The following is a 17,587-nucleotide window of genomic DNA, read 5'->3' as shown; positions in this document are numbered from 1 at the left end:
GTCAATACACGTATTATCAAAGGTTTTAGCAAATATATAAACATTAAAGTAGTTATAAAAACATAAAAATATTGTTCAAATAAATATTATTGTGTTTCTTTGTATCCAATAATGTGTTTTAAAAACTTTTGAACAATGTTAGATACGAGTAACCCGAACAACTACAGTTACATCACAAAACATCTTGAAACTCACGTTTTAGGTGGAATTAAACTCAACAAATTAGAGAGTTTACGAATAACATTATCCATACAGAAACCCAAACAGCACAATATTTTAAGGCACTCGATAGACCTGTACAACGATAACCAAGTCGAGAAGTTCACGAGAAAAGTTGCAGAACGGTTGGAAATAGGAACAAGCGTAGCACGTAGAACATTACAGGAGCTTACCCACGAACTGGAAAACTATCGTTTTTTATTACTCGAAAAAGAAGCAGAATTACACAAACCCTATTTTAAAGAATTATCGGCAAGTGAAGAAAAGGAAGCTATCAAACTGGCAAAACGAAAAGATTTACTAAAAAAGACCAATGAACTTATTGGAAAGTCTGGAGTAATCGGCGAAGCATACAACAGGCAAACAATGTACTTGATATTTACTTCTCGCAAAACAAATAACCCATTGCATTGTATCAGCTTGGGAAGTTCCGGAACAGGAAAAACACATTTACAATCCAAAGTATCGGAACTGATACCACAAGAAGATAAAGTAGAAATGACAGTTTTAAGTGCCAACGCATTTTATTACTTCAATCGCACAGAGTTACAACACAAATTAATTTTAATAGAAGATTTGGACGGAGCAGAAAGCGTACTCTATCCATTGCGGGAATTACAAACCAAAAAACGAATTACTAAAACGGTTGTTCACAAAGATACCAAAGGAACAACACGAACAATCCATTTAACGGTTGAAGGACCTGTAAGTGTTGCAGGATGTACCACACAGGAAAGTATTTACGAAGATAATAGTAATCGCTCGTTCCTACTCTACATTGATGAAAGCCAAGAACAGGATAAAAGAATAATGGATTACCAACGCAAATTAAGTGCTGGAAAAATAGATTTAGAAGCAGAACAAAAAGCAAGGGAAACCCTAAAGAATCTACAACGTATCTTAAAACCAATCAAGGTTATCAATCCTTTTGCAGAATATTTAGAGTTGCCACAATCCGTATTTAAACCACGTAGAACCAACAGCCATTATTTACAATTTATAGAAGTCATTACATTTTATAAGCAGTTCCAAAGAGAGAAAAAATATGACGAGCAAACAGGCGAAGAATATATAGAAACTACGATTGAAGATATAGAAGAAGCCAACGAACTTATCATTGAAACACTGCTACATAAAAGCGATTTGTTGAGTGGTGCGTGTAGAAGCTTCTTTGAATTTTTGAAACTTATACTCGTACAGGAAAATCAAACCACATTTACAAATGCAGAAGTCCGAAGATGGATAAGGCTTCCAAAATCAACAGTTCGCAGACGTTTTTTAGAATTATTGGACACCGAAAATATTGTAAGGGTAAAGGACAAGAACAAGAAAACCTATCGTTACGAACTGGCAGACAAAGAAGAATACAGCAACCTAAAAGCCACCATACAAAAGGCGTTACAGGATTGTATCGATAAAATCAATCGAGCCAACGGTTCAGATTGAACCAAACCTATTTGAACCGATTAAACAAAAGATTTACAGTGAGTTAAGGCAATCGGTTCACAAAACCACAAAAGCCACATACCGAAGTGAAAAAGTTAAAACTACAAAACGAAGTTTTTAAAATGTTCGTTGCCAATTATAAAGAATGGTTGGACATCTTGGGTTATGCAGAAAGTACGGTGTATTACTTGCCAAATCACTTAAAAGAGTTCTTTCATTATCTGGAACAGTATAACATTAACAATATCAATGATATTACTACAAAAACGGTCAAAGACTATTACAGTTATTTACAACAGCGAGTTAATGAAAGACGAAGCGGAGCATTAAGTAAAAGTTATTTGAACAAACATCAACAGGCTCTAAAAAAGTTTAGTGAATACTTGAAAAATCACAATCATAAAGGCATCAACATACATTTAAAGTCAGAGAAACAACCAACCGAAGAAAAGCTAAATATACTTACACAATCAGAAATAAAGCAATTGTTCAGAGCAACAGAATTTAGTCATAGTGAAAACAGATTTAAATTAAGAGACAAAGCTATTTTAACCGTTTTATATAGTTGCGGATTAAGAAGAAACGAAGCAGTACACTTGGATTTAAGCGATATATATTTTGATAAGGAACGAGTGTTTGTTAGAAAAGGAAAAAACTATAAAGAACGTTTTGTGCCAATCAACCGAAAGAATGCAGAAATATTGGAAGATTACATTTACGAAGCTCGACCAGAATTTTACAATGCAAAAGCTACGGAAGCTCTTTTTGTAAGCCAACAAGGAAAGCGAATGCAAGGAATGAGTTTTGCTAACAGATTAAAAGCAATCGTACAAGCAACCAACAATAAAACTATTGCAGAAAAAGAAATCACACTACACATTTTACGTCATAGTATCGCCACACATTTATTGCAACAAAATGTACCATTAGAAAGCATAAAAACTTTTTTAGGCCATAGTTCTCTGGAATCTACCCAAATCTACACACACTTACTTAAAACAATAGAAAATGATGGAATATAGAACGTATTTGCATAAAGAAAATTACAGTAAAAGCACAATCGAAAATTACAGTAATCACATAGATTTATTTATAAAATGGTGCAAACGAAACCATACAAATCCAGAGTATATAGATTATAATAAAATGCTAAAATATATCAAGTATTTACAGAGAAAAGAGAACACAAAAACTACAGTTCAAAAACGTATAAATATTGTAAAAAATTACTTCAAGTTTTTAATGTCTGAAAATTACAGAGCAGATAATCCAATAGAGAATGTTAATCTAAAGGGAGCAAAAAGAATCATCAACTATAATTTATTGGAAGCTGATGAACTGGAAGACTTATATTATAGTTTTGATACAGAAAATTACCAAGAAGAATATCACAAGTACACCTCAAAACGAAATAAAGTTATTGTTGGTTTAATGGTTTACCAAGGCTTGAACACAACCGAATTACGACAGTTAGAACTTGAAAATTTAGAACTCTACAAAGGCAAGATTTATATAAAAAGTGGTAAACGAAGTAATGCAAGAATGCTGGAGCTAAAATCGTGGCAAGTCATAGAACTATTGGAATATGTAAAGGAAATAAGGGAAGAAATCGTAAGACGTAAAAATGTGCAAAGTGAACGTCTTTTTATTCCAAATAATAAACGATTATCAAATACCATTTTAGCGATTGTCAAGAAGCTGAAAAAGATTAATCACAAAGTAAATAATGCACATCAAATCAGGGCATCGGTAATTACAAATTGGTTAGGGCAATATAATTTAAGAAAGGTTCAATATTTAGCTGGACATCGTTACATCAGTTCCACCGAAAGATATTTACAAGACGACTTGGAGAACTTGCACGAAATCGTGAACAACTTCCATCCGATTAGCTGAATTAATCCCCACAAAACAAAACCCAGTTTTTTGTTTTGTTCCGCTCGCCACCGCAATGTAAGTTTTTATGTTCCAACGCTCACACAGCACATTACTTTTTTAAGGAAATTTAGTCGTTTAAAGAAACAGGATCCTTAAAAAAGCAAAGAGCTGTTCCCTGCAAAAAGCTACTACATAAAAACTTACCCAAAGCAAAGTTACATAACGCAGGAGCTTTATAATGCACAATCAGAGTTTACAGTTGACAAAATCGGTCAGCTTGTGCAGTTATAAATTGCGTTATGTAAAATTGCCGACATCGCCCACGCTGAAAGCCCAACGCTGCTGCCAGCGCACTACGAAAGTTAATTTATTATGCTCAATCGCCGCATAAGTGGCTATCATTTTAAAAAGCTGAAGATTGATTAAGGTTATTGCCAAAAACGAAGTTCGGGGCTTGTAAATCTCCATCTTTTTAAAACGTCTGTTCCGCTTCAAACGTTTTAAAAGTTGATGTAACAGAGGCGGAATAAAGCGTTGGAGTTGCATCAGCTTTTAAAATGAAACAACCGCAGGGCGTTAGTCGGACGCAATCTTTTAAATCAATAACATAAATATCAATCCGAGTTCAGAACCGAGCGCAAAGGCATCAGTCGGATATTTTACATAATGGCGTTATAGTACAGAAATCAAATGAATGTTACTATAACAGACCGTTATGTAAACATAGCTTTGGAAAGGGCTTTTGCTCTGGCCTTTTTGGCAACTCTTTTTTACCGATAAAACCAATCATTAAACATCAAAAAAGTGTTGCTGGCCAAAAGGAGCGGAAGCCCAAGCAAGGAAAGGGAGCAACACCAAGACAAGGGATGTTTTGATAAAAATAATTGGGTTGGCGTTGCGAGGGAATTAATACCAATCCGTATATTAGTGGCTCAATGGGATGCAAGAAACTCGATACCGATTTTTTTAATTTTTTGGAGTTGGTACACTCTGAAAAAAGTGCGTCCGAAGAAAAAAAACGCATAAACTACTATCCCTTTGGTGGACTTCACAAAGGTTACAATAATGTGGTGAATGGAACGCATCATCCTTATGATTATCAAGGGAAAGAGAACCAAGAGGAACTTGGTTTAAATTGGCACGACTTCGGAGCAAGAAATTACGATACTGCTCTTGGTAGGTGGTTTAATGTTGACCCATTAGCGGAAAAGTATCAAGATATAACGCCATACGGTTTTGTTGGAAATAATCCGATAATCTTTATAGACCCTGATGGTAAGCAAATAGCACCAGGAAGCCAGAAAGAGTTTGATAAGCAAAAACAAAATATCATAGCTCAAAGAGATAAGCTTCAAGGTAAAATTGATGGTTTGAATGCTAAAGCTGCTGAAAAAGGATGGAGTGCCAAAAAACTTGCCAGTCGTATTGGAAATATGCAAGATAGGGTTAATGGTCTTAATGATGCTGTTTCCAATTTAGGTGTTTTAGAATCGAGTAAACAAGTTTATAGTTTAGATTCTGGAGCAGCACAAAACGGTGTTAAGTTAGATACTTCTACTAATGAAATTGTTATCAGCTATAGCGGTACAGCATTGTTTACACACGAAACAACACACGCAGGACAATTTGAAACAGGCGATATAGCTTTTGATTCATCTACTGGTAATACACTGGCTCAAGATGTTTATGATGAAGTGGCAGGTTATAAAGCGCAATGGGCTTATGACCCTTCAAGTGTTGGTGGTCTTAATTCTCAAAGTCAGATAACCCCAAGTTGGGTACAGGGAGTAACAGACCCAGCAACAGGAAATCAACCATATAAACAAGGAGGAACAGCCAATACAGGAATAAGTCCTGTAAATATTAATTCAACACGTAACGATTTGATAAAGGCTTACCCACAGTTAAAAAGTACATTACAAACATTACCTGCAAATGCTACTTTAAAAAGTATAGTGCCTACCATTTACACCAAAATAAAATAATGCTATGAGAATAAGGATTTTAATATTAGTATTACTGATTTTTTGTATTGGATGTTCTACATACAAAAATGTTAGTGATGATGATTTAATAGGTAGTTTTTATGGTTTGTCAAAAGGGCAAATTCAAGGCTCAAATACTCAATATAATTTAGAGCTGAAAGAAGATAGTGTGTTTATTTTGAGTATAAGAGGACACGATTTTAATCCCAAATGTGAAGGCGTTTGGAAGCATACAGCAGATACTTTGCTTTTGAAATGTTCTGATAATGAAAGTATAGCCGAGAAACTATCAAATGGTTATATGAATCAACGAGAGTTTGTAATTAAAGTAAAAGACAAAAATAAGTTGAAGCTCGACAATGTGATTTTGAAAAGGAAGTAAGAATAATTTTAATAAAATTTGATATAGATTGAAACCACCTTTAACGAGGAGGTTTTTTTGTTACATAGCACTAATCTTGGAAGCCTTTATAAAATGGTCGACGGTAGTTAACAAACATTCTTTGTCCTTGTCATCAAGGTTAGAAATATCCTGAAACCGTTGCAACATTTTAGGGTCTTTGAACAAGTTTGCATTGTCACTCTCGCCCAACAGATAACCAACAGTAGTATCGAGAATCTTCGCCAGTTTTTTAGCGGCTTCAATACTTGGTGTCATCTCATCACGTTCGTACTTGCCAATGGTGGTATGGGACGTATTAAAAATACTCGCCAGTTCTTTTTGAGATAGGTTTTTAGCTTTCCTGCACTCTGTCAATTTTTTACCAAACGAACTCATAAATATATATTATTATGTGTCAATACACGTATTATCAAAGGTTTTAGCAAATATATAAACATTAAAGTAGTTATAAAAACATAAAAATATTGTTCAAATAAATATTATTGTGTTTCTTTGTATCCAATAATGTGTTTTAAAAACTTTTGAACAATGTTAGATACGAGTAACCCGAACAACTACAGTTACATCACAAAACATCTTGAAACTCACGTTTTAGGTGGAATTAAACTCAACAAATTAGAGAGTTTACGAATAACATTATCCATACAGAAACCCAAACAGCACAATATTTTAAGGCACTCGATAGACCTGTACAACGATAACCAAGTCGAGAAGTTCACGAGAAAAGTTGCAGAACGGTTGGAAATAGGAACAAGCGTAGCACGTAGAACATTACAGGAGCTTACCCACGAACTGGAAAACTATCGTTTTTTATTACTCGAAAAAGAAGCAGAATTACACAAACCCTATTTTAAAGAATTATCGGCAAGTGAAGAAAAGGAAGCTATCAAACTGGCAAAACGAAAAGATTTACTAAAAAAGACCAATGAACTTATTGGAAAGTCTGGAGTAATCGGCGAAGCATACAACAGGCAAACAATGTACTTGATATTTACTTCTCGCAAAACAAATAACCCATTGCATTGTATCAGCTTGGGAAGTTCCGGAACAGGAAAAACACATTTACAATCCAAAGTATCGGAACTGATACCACAAGAAGATAAAGTAGAAATGACAGTTTTAAGTGCCAACGCATTTTATTACTTCAATCGCACAGAGTTACAACACAAATTAATTTTAATAGAAGATTTGGACGGAGCAGAAAGCGTACTCTATCCATTGCGGGAATTACAAACCAAAAAACGAATTACTAAAACGGTTGTTCACAAAGATACCAAAGGAACAACACGAACAATCCATTTAACGGTTGAAGGACCTGTAAGTGTTGCAGGATGTACCACACAGGAAAGTATTTACGAAGATAATAGTAATCGCTCGTTCCTACTCTACATTGATGAAAGCCAAGAACAGGATAAAAGAATAATGGATTACCAACGCAAATTAAGTGCTGGAAAAATAGATTTAGAAGCAGAACAAAAAGCAAGGGAAACCCTAAAGAATCTACAACGTATCTTAAAACCAATCAAGGTTATCAATCCTTTTGCAGAATATTTAGAGTTGCCACAATCCGTATTTAAACCACGTAGAACCAACAGCCATTATTTACAATTTATAGAAGTCATTACATTTTATAAGCAGTTCCAAAGAGAGAAAAAATATGACGAGCAAACAGGCGAAGAATATATAGAAACTACGATTGAAGATATAGAAGAAGCCAACGAACTTATCATTGAAACACTGCTACATAAAAGCGATTTGTTGAGTGGTGCGTGTAGAAGCTTCTTTGAATTTTTGAAACTTATACTCGTACAGGAAAATCAAACCACATTTACAAATGCAGAAGTCCGAAGATGGATAAGGCTTCCAAAATCAACAGTTCGCAGACGTTTTTTAGAATTATTGGACACCGAAAATATTGTAAGGGTAAAGGACAAGAACAAGAAAACCTATCGTTACGAACTGGCAGACAAAGAAGAATACAGCAACCTAAAAGCCACCATACAAAAGGCGTTACAGGATTGTATCGATAAAATCAATCGAGCCAACGGTTCAGATTGAACCAAACCTATTTGAACCGATTAAACAAAAGATTTACAGTGAGTTAAGGCAATCGGTTCACAAAACCACAAAAGCCACATACCGAAGTGAAAAAGTTAAAACTACAAAACGAAGTTTTTAAAATGTTCGTTGCCAATTATAAAGAATGGTTGGACATCTTGGGTTATGCAGAAAGTACGGTGTATTACTTGCCAAATCACTTAAAAGAGTTCTTTCATTATCTGGAACAGTATAACATTAACAATATCAATGATATTACTACAAAAACGGTCAAAGACTATTACAGTTATTTACAACAGCGAGTTAATGAAAGACGAAGCGGAGCATTAAGTAAAAGTTATTTGAACAAACATCAACAGGCTCTAAAAAAGTTTAGTGAATACTTGAAAAATCACAATCATAAAGGCATCAACATACATTTAAAGTCAGAGAAACAACCAACCGAAGAAAAGCTAAATATACTTACACAATCAGAAATAAAGCAATTGTTCAGAGCAACAGAATTTAGTCATAGTGAAAACAGATTTAAATTAAGAGACAAAGCTATTTTAACCGTTTTATATAGTTGCGGATTAAGAAGAAACGAAGCAGTACACTTGGATTTAAGCGATATATATTTTGATAAGGAACGAGTGTTTGTTAGAAAAGGAAAAAACTATAAAGAACGTTTTGTGCCAATCAACCGAAAGAATGCAGAAATATTGGAAGATTACATTTACGAAGCTCGACCAGAATTTTACAATGCAAAAGCTACGGAAGCTCTTTTTGTAAGCCAACAAGGAAAGCGAATGCAAGGAATGAGTTTTGCTAACAGATTAAAAGCAATCGTACAAGCAACCAACAATAAAACTATTGCAGAAAAAGAAATCACACTACACATTTTACGTCATAGTATCGCCACACATTTATTGCAACAAAATGTACCATTAGAAAGCATAAAAACTTTTTTAGGCCATAGTTCTCTGGAATCTACCCAAATCTACACACACTTACTTAAAACAATAGAAAATGATGGAATATAGAACGTATTTGCATAAAGAAAATTACAGTAAAAGCACAATCGAAAATTACAGTAATCACATAGATTTATTTATAAAATGGTGCAAACGAAACCATACAAATCCAGAGTATATAGATTATAATAAAATGCTAAAATATATCAAGTATTTACAGAGAAAAGAGAACACAAAAACTACAGTTCAAAAACGTATAAATATTGTAAAAAATTACTTCAAGTTTTTAATGTCTGAAAATTACAGAGCAGATAATCCAATAGAGAATGTTAATCTAAAGGGAGCAAAAAGAATCATCAACTATAATTTATTGGAAGCTGATGAACTGGAAGACTTATATTATAGTTTTGATACAGAAAATTACCAAGAAGAATATCACAAGTACACCTCAAAACGAAATAAAGTTATTGTTGGTTTAATGGTTTACCAAGGCTTGAACACAACCGAATTACGACAGTTAGAACTTGAAAATTTAGAACTCTACAAAGGCAAGATTTATATAAAAAGTGGTAAACGAAGTAATGCAAGAATGCTGGAGCTAAAATCGTGGCAAGTCATAGAACTATTGGAATATGTAAAGGAAATAAGGGAAGAAATCGTAAGACGTAAAAATGTGCAAAGTGAACGTCTTTTTATTCCAAATAATAAACGATTATCAAATACCATTTTAGCGATTGTCAAGAAGCTGAAAAAGATTAATCACAAAGTAAATAATGCACATCAAATCAGGGCATCGGTAATTACAAATTGGTTAGGGCAATATAATTTAAGAAAGGTTCAATATTTAGCTGGACATCGTTACATCAGTTCCACCGAAAGATATTTACAAGACGACTTGGAGAACTTGCACGAAATCGTGAACAACTTCCATCCGATTAGCTGAATTAATCCCCACAAAACAAAACCCAGTTTTTTGTTTTGTTCCGCTCGCCACCGCAATGTAAGTTTTTATGTTCCAACGCTCACACAGCACATTACTTTTTTAAGGAAATTTAGTCGTTTAAAGAAACAGGATCCTTAAAAAAGCAAAGAGCTGTTCCCTGCAAAAAGCTACTACATAAAAACTTACCCAAAGCAAAGTTACATAACGCAGGAGCTTTATAATGCACAATCAGAGTTTACAGTTGACAAAATCGGTCAGCTTGTGCAGTTATAAATTGCGTTATGTAAAATTGCCGACATCGCCCACGCTGAAAGCCCAACGCTGCTGCCAGCGCACTACGAAAGTTAATTTATTATGCTCAATCGCCGCATAAGTGGCTATCATTTTAAAAAGCTGAAGATTGATTAAGGTTATTGCCAAAAACGAAGTTCGGGGCTTGTAAATCTCCATCTTTTTAAAACGTCTGTTCCGCTTCAAACGTTTTAAAAGTTGATGTAACAGAGGCGGAATAAAGCGTTGGAGTTGCATCAGCTTTTAAAATGAAACAACCGCAGGGCGTTAGTCGGACGCAATCTTTTAAATCAATAACATAAATATCAATCCGAGTTCAGAACCGAGCGCAAAGGCATCAGTCGGATATTTTACATAATGGCGTTATAGTACAGAAATCAAATGAATGTTACTATAACAGACCGTTATGTAAACATAGCTTTGGAAAGGGCTTTTGCTCTGGCCTTTTTGGCAACTCTTTTTTACCGATAAAACCAATCATTAAACATCAAAAAAGTGTTGCTGGCCAAAAGGAGCGGAAGCCCAAGCAAGGAAAGGGAGCAACACCAAGACAAGGGATGTTTTGATAAAAATAATTGGGTTGGCGTTGCGAGGGAATTAATACCAATCCGTATATTAGTGGCTCAATGGGATGCAAGAAACTCGATACCGATTTTTTTAATTTTTTGGAGTTGGTACACTCTGAAAAAAGTGCGTCCGAAGAAAAAAAACGCATAAACTACTATCCCTTTGGTCTGAAACATAAAGGGTATAATAATGTGGTCAACGGCGAGCATTACCCGTACGGTTACAATGGCAAAGAAGAAAACGACGAGCTTGGCTTAGAATGGTTGGATTTTGGAGCGCGGAATTATGATGCTTCACTTGGAAGGTGGATGAATATAGATCCCTTAACCGAAATAGTACCTTCAATTAACCCATACCAATACTGCTATAATAATCCAATAAATTTTGTAGATCCAACAGGCTTATTTTCTCACGCACCTGAAGAGCTTGCATCAACATTTATTGATGAAAATGGAAATATTTTGGATGTTAGAGACGATGGAGATAGAAATATATATCTAGTACATGATCCTGAGAATTGGGATGGAACAAAAAATAATTTAGTTTCCATAGGTCATACTCCGGAAGATGATACTTTAAAAGATTTCAAAGATGATAATTTTTTTACAGAAGAAGTAATAACATTTATGTATGATGAAGCAGTAAGACTAGATAAAGACGCCAAAATTTTTGTAGATGCTTTCGAAATTAGTTATGTCGCTGAATTAAAAAGAAACCAAGATCAAGTTATACAATTGTTGATAGAGATTGAAGCCATTCATAGAAGTCGAAAAAAACTTTTAGAGCAAATGATACTGATTAATGAAATGTTATTAGAAATAACAAAAACAAGAAATGCTGGCAAAGCTGAAGAGGGAGAGGTGGTTGCGCAAAGGGTTTTATTAAGAAGTATATTAGCCATGTATGGGAACGTTACTGTAGAATTGAATGATGAATGGTCTGGTACAATCGCTCCACAATCAAAACAAGATGAAATTAGTAGAAAAACTCAACATAAAATAAATTCGATAATTAAAAAATATGAACAGATGATTGAAAAAATTAAAAACAAATAATAAGTTATGTTTAATACTATATCGTATTTATTAAAACCTTATCAGATCGTTAAAAATAAGAATAGAACCAAGAAAATATTTATCTTTTTTAAGATGTATATTCTTATTTTTCTTTTTTTTCTAATATGTAGTTTAGCAATTAATATTATATATGAATTATTTTTTTATGTATCAGAATTTAATGCAGATGCGAAAACCTTGAATAATAATGAATTATACTTAGCCTTAATATCATTGCTTTTTATTTCTCCATTTATTGAAGAATTTACCTTTAGGTTATGGCTTGGGAAATTCAACATTAAATCTTTCAGAATATCTTGCTCCCTTTTGTCAAGCTTAATTTCTGTAAAGTTATTTAATTCTTTATTTGATTTAGAAGTAATGGGGGTTACTATTTATAATACATACTTACTACTATCAATTTTCTTTATTTTTTATTTTACTATTTATCAATATTTATTTAACAAAAAGAAAATGAACAGTATAGAAAATTTTTGGAACAAATATTTTAATGTAATATTTTATATAATAGCATTAGTATTCACTTTATTGCATTTTAACTCCTTTAATCTGATGTTTCCTAATAATAGCTTTTTATATTACTTTTATCTAATACCAATATATACGTTTAGCCTTGCTTTAGGTTTCATTAGATTAAATTATGGATTAAAATATTGTATTTTATTTCATGTTTTGTTTAATCTGCCTGGCGTTATAACAAGAATAATTATAATTTAGTGTTATTATATATGGCATGAACCTTTGCAAAATGTCAAAATCGCGTTTCTGAAAGCCACTCCATTTTTTTGTGCTTTAAAGCGAAGCTACATTTTTTTGAAAGAAGTCTTTAAACTTCTTTTTGGTCAGGAAGGAATCAATCATTTTAAAGATAATAGCTCTGTCATTGGTATCCAGTTCAGATATTAACCTTAATTGTTCCTGTGCTTGTTTATCTTCAATGACCACTTCTTTAGGGATATCCCCATCAAGGTTGAGCACGTTACAACTCGGAAAAACCGCGATAAAAGTGTTCCAATGCTTCGGCTTCGCTCAGCACAGGAGTTGGGACAATACCTATGGATAAAGAGATTGGATTATGATACTATTTTAAATCTTAGTAACCACACCGCTTAAGTTCATTAAAGTATTAAAATATAGAGTTGTCTCTTGAAGCGATAGTTCAAACTTAAATGAGACGTCTTGAACTATTAAAACGTACTATAAATCATACTGATTTGTAAATTTTTAGTAGAATTAAGACGGCTTACACCCTATCCTAGCTACGCACGCATTAAAATTACGATTAGCTTCAAGCCGTTTGAGTTTGGCTTCTTTGAGTTGTTGAGTAAATAGTTGTTTATCGATTTCTTGACCGTTGATAATTTCCATGGGCGTTTTGCCGTAAAGACGACACGGATATCTGTGATGATTGTAATATTCCATAAAGTCATTAAGGCTTGCAATATGTGATGCTAGGTCTTCTGAATGTTTACCACCCACAAACTCTGATTTATAAATACGATGAGTGGTTTCAGACATCGCATTAGAGAACGGAAATTCAGCGGTCATTGCCGTTATCTTTTTCACTACTGGTGGGGCATTCATGCTTCGTCTTGCTTCAGTATGAAATTATTTTAGTTCTATCATCATTATTGTAATTACTCGATGATTAAGAATTTTAATTTTAACGATTATAATCTAGAAGGGTTTTTCACCATGCCCTATTCTTTTAATTTTACCTAAATCAAGCTTATACCGTTTGATGACTTTGCGTTTAAATTCAAGGTGAAATATATTATCTAAGGTTCTTATTTAACATCATAAACGTTAAATTACTATAATTTAACAAAAAAAAAAATTTAACAGTACTACTTACACATATATATTTGTTTTCATTTAGCAGAATTTAATACCTAACCTCATATGAAAAATATCTTATCCATTTTAATTGTTTTATTTTTTTATTACACTGCGCTTGCTCAGAATTCTAATCAACAATCCCAAATTAATCCACCACAATTACCGAATATAGTACCGCCATCACCATCAGTGGCAAATTTGATGCGGTTTGATGAATTACCTGTTAACTATTATACTGGGCAACCTGATATTAGCCTCCCTTTAGTCAGCGCTCAAAGCAAGGACTTTAGCATTCCTATATCTTTAAGCTATAGCACTTTAGGCAACCGTGTTGATGAACGCTCAGGTATTGTTGGTACTGGATGGTCTATAAGTGGTGATATTGTGATTTCTCGTACTGTAATGGGCATTCGTGATGACAAATACCCAACTCAAGCCCCTTTTAATTATGGCATATACTTTACCGGTTATGAAGAATTTGGAATTAACGGCATCCCCAATACTGAATCTTTTGAAAATTATTTGTGGAATACAGAAGGATTTGGTTCGTCTAAATACCCGATTGATTTATATTCAAACTACAAAAGAGGTGGTTTCGATAAAGAATATGATCTTTTTCATTTGAATTTAAATGGTTTAAATGCAAAATTTATTATTACAAAACAAAATAATGCATATAAAGTAAACTACTTGAGTAATGACAATAATTTAATTATAAAAGTCTATTCTAATTTAAATGATATTACTGGAAAATTTGAAATTGATTTCTTTGAAGTTATTGATAATCAAGGGAGAAGATACATCTTAAATCAAAAAGAAAAGACACGCACAACAACATTTAGTTCAATAGTTCCTCATGGGCAATTTGAACAACCCACATTAATAGGAACTCAGGATATACATAAGTATACAAGTGCATGGAAAGTCAAAGAGGTATTAGATTATAAAGGAGAAACTCTTGTAGAATATAAGTATAATGAATTTGAAGAAAGCTTACCATTATCCAGAAACATCACTAAACATGATTTACACCCTAATAATAAAGATCATATTTATCAAAACTACTTAGGTGAAGATGCTGAGGATCTTGGTACTAAAGCTATCAACCAATCAATTTTAGAGCCACAAAAAATTTATAGTTTCAACCATATTAGCATAGAGTCATTAAAAATTGATGAAATAAACTTAACAGATAATAGCAGATTAAATTTTTATTACAAATCAGATCATCCTGAATATCAAGTTTCAACTGGTGCTATTTTAGATAGTATTTCTTTAAAAAAACTTAATTCTGATGGTTTAGTTTCTAATGAAGCAATTAAGTCAGTAAAAATAGAATACGATAGCGTACCCACTATAAATACAAATCAGTTTGTAAGTGACTTCAAAAGATTATACTTAAAAAATTTAAAAGTCTACGGCGGTGATACATCTGATGCTCAAACTTACAAAATTATATATAATGAATATTTAACTGAGGGTTTTGGAAGCATTCATAAAGATTATTGGGGATACTATAAAAAACCATATAATCCTGGAACACCAATGATTTTTAGAACAGATAGAAAAACAGCTGACATTGACAATGTTACAAAAGGATTAATAAGTCATATCGAGTATCCAAATGGCGGAATAAAGAAATTTATCTTTGAAAGTAATGACTTTTACCATATAGGATCAAGAGAGTTATCCTTACAAGAATACAAAAGGCTTAATCCAAATAACTGGATTAAGCAAACTATCAATCTGAACAATACTGGTACTCAACCTAACCAAGAGACAATTACCATATATGAAAAAAAGGAATTTACAATTAGATCTACTGCTACGTATAATCACGCTTCAGATCCTGGTGATACAGGCATTTATGGTCCTAGTGATGGTGATTCTAGTGGAGCGGGGTCAGAGGATTCAAACTATTCAGGTAATATGGATTCAGGAACGCCTGGGTTAACGCTATTTGAGATCATAAAAATAGAAAATAACCAAGAAACTCGTATTGGTGCTGTTCGTTTTGATTATGATGATACTGTAAATCAAAATTTAACCCTAGAGCCTGGAACTTATGTTTTTCGTTTTCATCCAGAAAGTCAAACTTCAGCTCAACAAAGGGTCAATATTTATTATTTAAATTTTAAACCATTATTAGATAAAGAAGTTCCTGGTGGTGGTGTTCGAGTCAAAGAAGTCATATTTCAAGATTCTAAAGATAATACTACACCTAAATACCATAAAAAATATTTATATAGTGAAAGTATACCTCCAAATATTATAAATTACAGTGACACAATAAGTTTTCCACAAGAAAATCTACCTACAATTCACTCATTAAACGAAACAAGTTCAGGAGTCACAGATGGTTTCCTAGCTAACATAAAAAAATATAGCATTTCAAAGAGAACTTATTTGGCTGAAGTTATGACAGTACATAGCGTAATGAATACATATAAACCGACCAACCCACCTCTATATATTAATTATGAAGTCACAGAGGAATTAAATTCTGTATACGCCACTTTAACCCAGAACAGTTATGTTGGCTATGAAGATGTTTGGGTTACTCATATGGATGGATCAAAAGAGCACTTTGAATATAGCTCTCCCAGAAATTATCCATCCTACCCAGGAGGTTATAAATTCCCTTTTTTACCCGCTGTTGATACCTCTATTTATCAAGGTAAACTATCAAAAAGTAGTACGTTTGACAATGATTCAAAGATCATAATGACAAAAGAATTAAATTATGATTTTATATCTAATAAACTGGCCAGATCCATTTTCACTTATAAAGGGAAAGAGAAATCACCTAGTAGCACAAGTAATTTTATAATGGATAATGTTATTATTTGTCCTTGGCCACAGTTTTATGAAACTTATGAAGATTATATAAATAAGGATTTTTACAACCGTAAGACAGATTGGATAACATTTGCAGACCAGCTTTGGAATTATTCGAATTTCTTTTTTAATTGTCAAAATTATGAGACTGATAGACCTTATGATTCTTCGGTAAACTATAAATTTAAAAATCATAACTTTATGAAGTCTCTTCAAAAGGAAATTAAAACCACTAATTACTATTATAATGCTGATGGTAGCTTAGCGGATACTTTAACTCAGATTTCTGACACAGACTATTGGTCTAATACATACCAACCCAAATCTACTACAACTACAACTTATAGTTCAAATAATGAGGTCGTTGAATCTTCTAAGCAAGTCATGTTTTATCCCTATAATACACCTGCTTGGTATTCTTGGAATACCCAAGCATTAGTGAATACCAATCGAATTGCAGAACCGGTAGCTGTAGAAACTTTTAACACAGATAAGCTCACTTCTAAGCTAGCTAAAGTATACTCCTCGCCTACTGATATTAGTCCTATTCAAAATTCGACCAACTCAACCAATTCCATTTTTGAATTATCTGAAGTACTTTTCGCAAAATCAAATCAAGCCTTAGACTCTAAAATCAAGTATGAACAATACGACCAAGACTCTAATGTTTTACAGGTTAGACAAACTGGCGATGTTCCTATCAGTTATATTTATGGCTATCATAACTCTAAACCCATTGCAAAACTTGTTAATATCGCCTACAATCAAATTAACCCTAGCCTTATTTCTAGCCTTCAAGCGGCCGCCGATGCTGATGCTAACTGCTTAGGTGCTAACTGCCAACAAACGGAAGATGATTTACGAAATTTATTAGAGCAGCTTAGAAGCACTTATTCAAACGCTCAGATCACCACCTATACTTACGACCCTTTAATTGGCGTTACCTCAGTGACTGACCCTAGAGGACAAAGCCTTTACTACGAATATGGCGCGTTTAATCGCTTAGAACGCATCAAAGATGAACAGGGCCATATCGTAGAGGAATACGACTACAACTACCGTCAGACATCTAACCAATAATCAACTCTATT

Annotated in this window: 14 protein-coding genes; 10 read left to right on the top strand and 4 right to left on the bottom strand. The window is 33.3% G+C overall.

What is annotated here, in order from left to right; genetic code table 11:
• The first annotated feature begins 135 nt into the window (after positions 1 to 135).
• From IMZ30_RS07625 to IMZ30_RS07615, 3 genes are all read left to right on the top strand, one after another.
• The gene (locus tag IMZ30_RS07625; RefSeq protein WP_207037729.1) at positions 136 to 1,665 is read left to right on the top strand and encodes a hypothetical protein; all 1,530 of its coding nucleotides are present in this window, start codon (positions 136 to 138) and stop codon (positions 1,663 to 1,665) included.
• A gap of 86 nt (positions 1,666 to 1,751) precedes the next feature.
• Positions 1,752 to 2,687, top strand: coding sequence for a tyrosine-type recombinase/integrase (locus IMZ30_RS07620; protein WP_207037728.1), 936 nt, complete (start codon positions 1,752 to 1,754; stop codon positions 2,685 to 2,687).
• Positions 2,674 to 3,561, top strand: a complete 888-nt coding sequence (locus IMZ30_RS07615; RefSeq protein ID WP_207037727.1) for a tyrosine-type recombinase/integrase — start codon at positions 2,674 to 2,676, stop codon at positions 3,559 to 3,561. The genes IMZ30_RS07620 and IMZ30_RS07615 overlap by 14 nt, the downstream gene beginning before the upstream one ends.
• A gap of 279 nt (positions 3,562 to 3,840) precedes the next feature.
• On the opposite strand, the gene IMZ30_RS07610 is transcribed toward IMZ30_RS07615, so the two are convergent.
• Positions 3,841 to 4,089, bottom strand: a complete 249-nt coding sequence (locus tag IMZ30_RS07610) for a hypothetical protein (protein WP_207037726.1) — start codon at positions 4,087 to 4,089, stop codon at positions 3,841 to 3,843.
• A 338-nt stretch (positions 4,090 to 4,427) separates the two neighbouring features.
• Between IMZ30_RS07610 and IMZ30_RS07605 the strand changes: the two genes are divergently transcribed.
• Together IMZ30_RS07605 and IMZ30_RS07600 are read left to right on the top strand one after the other, a co-directional pair.
• A complete protein-coding gene (locus IMZ30_RS07605; protein WP_207037732.1) occupies positions 4,428 to 5,528 on the top strand; it encodes an RHS repeat-associated core domain-containing protein in 1,101 nt (366 codons plus the stop codon).
• Between the two features lie 4 nt (positions 5,529 to 5,532).
• Positions 5,533 to 5,910 carry a hypothetical protein gene (locus IMZ30_RS07600; RefSeq protein ID WP_207037731.1) on the top strand — a complete coding sequence of 126 codons (378 nt, stop codon included), beginning with the start codon at positions 5,533 to 5,535 and terminating at the stop codon, positions 5,908 to 5,910.
• 60 nt (positions 5,911 to 5,970) lie between these two features.
• Here the strand turns inward: IMZ30_RS07600 and IMZ30_RS07595 are convergent, their stop codons facing one another.
• On the bottom strand, positions 5,971 to 6,306 hold the full coding sequence (locus IMZ30_RS07595) for a helix-turn-helix domain-containing protein (protein WP_207037730.1): 336 nt from the start codon (positions 6,304 to 6,306) through the stop codon (positions 5,971 to 5,973).
• Positions 6,307 to 6,459: 153 nt separating this feature from the next.
• Here IMZ30_RS07595 and IMZ30_RS07590 point away from each other — a divergent pair, with 153 nt between their 5' ends.
• From IMZ30_RS07590 to IMZ30_RS07580, 3 genes are all read left to right on the top strand, one after another.
• Positions 6,460 to 7,989: a hypothetical protein gene (locus tag IMZ30_RS07590; RefSeq protein WP_207037729.1), complete on the top strand. Its 1,530-nt coding sequence runs from the start codon at positions 6,460 to 6,462 to the stop codon at positions 7,987 to 7,989.
• 86 nt (positions 7,990 to 8,075) lie between these two features.
• Positions 8,076 to 9,011 (top strand): tyrosine-type recombinase/integrase, encoded by a 936-nt coding sequence (locus IMZ30_RS07585; RefSeq protein ID WP_207037728.1) that lies wholly within the window; start codon positions 8,076 to 8,078, stop codon positions 9,009 to 9,011.
• Entirely contained in the window at positions 8,998 to 9,885 is an 888-nt protein-coding gene (locus IMZ30_RS07580; RefSeq protein WP_207037727.1) for a tyrosine-type recombinase/integrase, read from the top strand. Before IMZ30_RS07585 ends, IMZ30_RS07580 begins: the two co-directional genes overlap by 14 nt.
• 279 nt (positions 9,886 to 10,164) lie before the next feature.
• Here the strand turns inward: IMZ30_RS07580 and IMZ30_RS07575 are convergent, their stop codons facing one another.
• Complete coding sequence (locus IMZ30_RS07575; protein ID WP_207037726.1) at positions 10,165 to 10,413, bottom strand: hypothetical protein; 249 nt, start codon at positions 10,411 to 10,413, stop codon at positions 10,165 to 10,167.
• A 338-nt stretch (positions 10,414 to 10,751) separates the two neighbouring features.
• Here IMZ30_RS07575 and IMZ30_RS07570 point away from each other — a divergent pair, with 338 nt between their 5' ends.
• The gene (locus IMZ30_RS07570) at positions 10,752 to 11,798 is read left to right on the top strand and encodes an RHS repeat domain-containing protein (RefSeq protein ID WP_207037725.1); all 1,047 of its coding nucleotides are present in this window, start codon (positions 10,752 to 10,754) and stop codon (positions 11,796 to 11,798) included.
• 1,254 nt (positions 11,799 to 13,052) lie between these two features.
• Here IMZ30_RS07570 and IMZ30_RS07560 read toward each other — a convergent pair.
• A complete protein-coding gene (locus IMZ30_RS07560) occupies positions 13,053 to 13,403 on the bottom strand; it encodes an IS3 family transposase (RefSeq protein ID WP_207037723.1) in 351 nt (116 codons plus the stop codon).
• 318 nt (positions 13,404 to 13,721) lie between these two features.
• Here IMZ30_RS07560 and IMZ30_RS07555 point away from each other — a divergent pair, with 318 nt between their 5' ends.
• Positions 13,722 to 17,576, top strand: a complete 3,855-nt coding sequence (locus tag IMZ30_RS07555) for an RHS repeat protein (protein WP_207037722.1) — start codon at positions 13,722 to 13,724, stop codon at positions 17,574 to 17,576.
• Positions 17,577 to 17,587: the final 11 nt, after the last annotated feature.

The organism is Psychroflexus sp. ALD_RP9, assembly GCF_017311165.1.
Lineage (GTDB): Bacteria > Bacteroidota > Bacteroidia > Flavobacteriales > Flavobacteriaceae > Psychroflexus.
The sequence above is the reverse complement of the archived record's forward strand: the minus strand, read 5'-3'. Positions and strand labels throughout refer to the sequence as shown.

Coding starts and splice junctions, on each gene's coding strand:
- IMZ30_RS07625 (WP_207037729.1), top strand. CDS start 136: ATGTTAGATACGAGTAACCCGAACAACTACAGTTACATCACAAAACAT.
- IMZ30_RS07615 (WP_207037727.1), top strand. CDS start 2,674: ATGATGGAATATAGAACGTATTTGCATAAAGAAAATTACAGTAAAAGC.
- IMZ30_RS07610 (WP_207037726.1), bottom strand. CDS start 4,089: ATGCAACTCCAACGCTTTATTCCGCCTCTGTTACATCAACTTTTAAAA.
- IMZ30_RS07600 (WP_207037731.1), top strand. CDS start 5,533: ATGAGAATAAGGATTTTAATATTAGTATTACTGATTTTTTGTATTGGA.
- IMZ30_RS07595 (WP_207037730.1), bottom strand. CDS start 6,306: ATGAGTTCGTTTGGTAAAAAATTGACAGAGTGCAGGAAAGCTAAAAAC.
- IMZ30_RS07590 (WP_207037729.1), top strand. CDS start 6,460: ATGTTAGATACGAGTAACCCGAACAACTACAGTTACATCACAAAACAT.
- IMZ30_RS07580 (WP_207037727.1), top strand. CDS start 8,998: ATGATGGAATATAGAACGTATTTGCATAAAGAAAATTACAGTAAAAGC.
- IMZ30_RS07575 (WP_207037726.1), bottom strand. CDS start 10,413: ATGCAACTCCAACGCTTTATTCCGCCTCTGTTACATCAACTTTTAAAA.
- IMZ30_RS07560 (WP_207037723.1), bottom strand. CDS start 13,403: ATGAATGCCCCACCAGTAGTGAAAAAGATAACGGCAATGACCGCTGAA.
- IMZ30_RS07555 (WP_207037722.1), top strand. CDS start 13,722: ATGAAAAATATCTTATCCATTTTAATTGTTTTATTTTTTTATTACACT.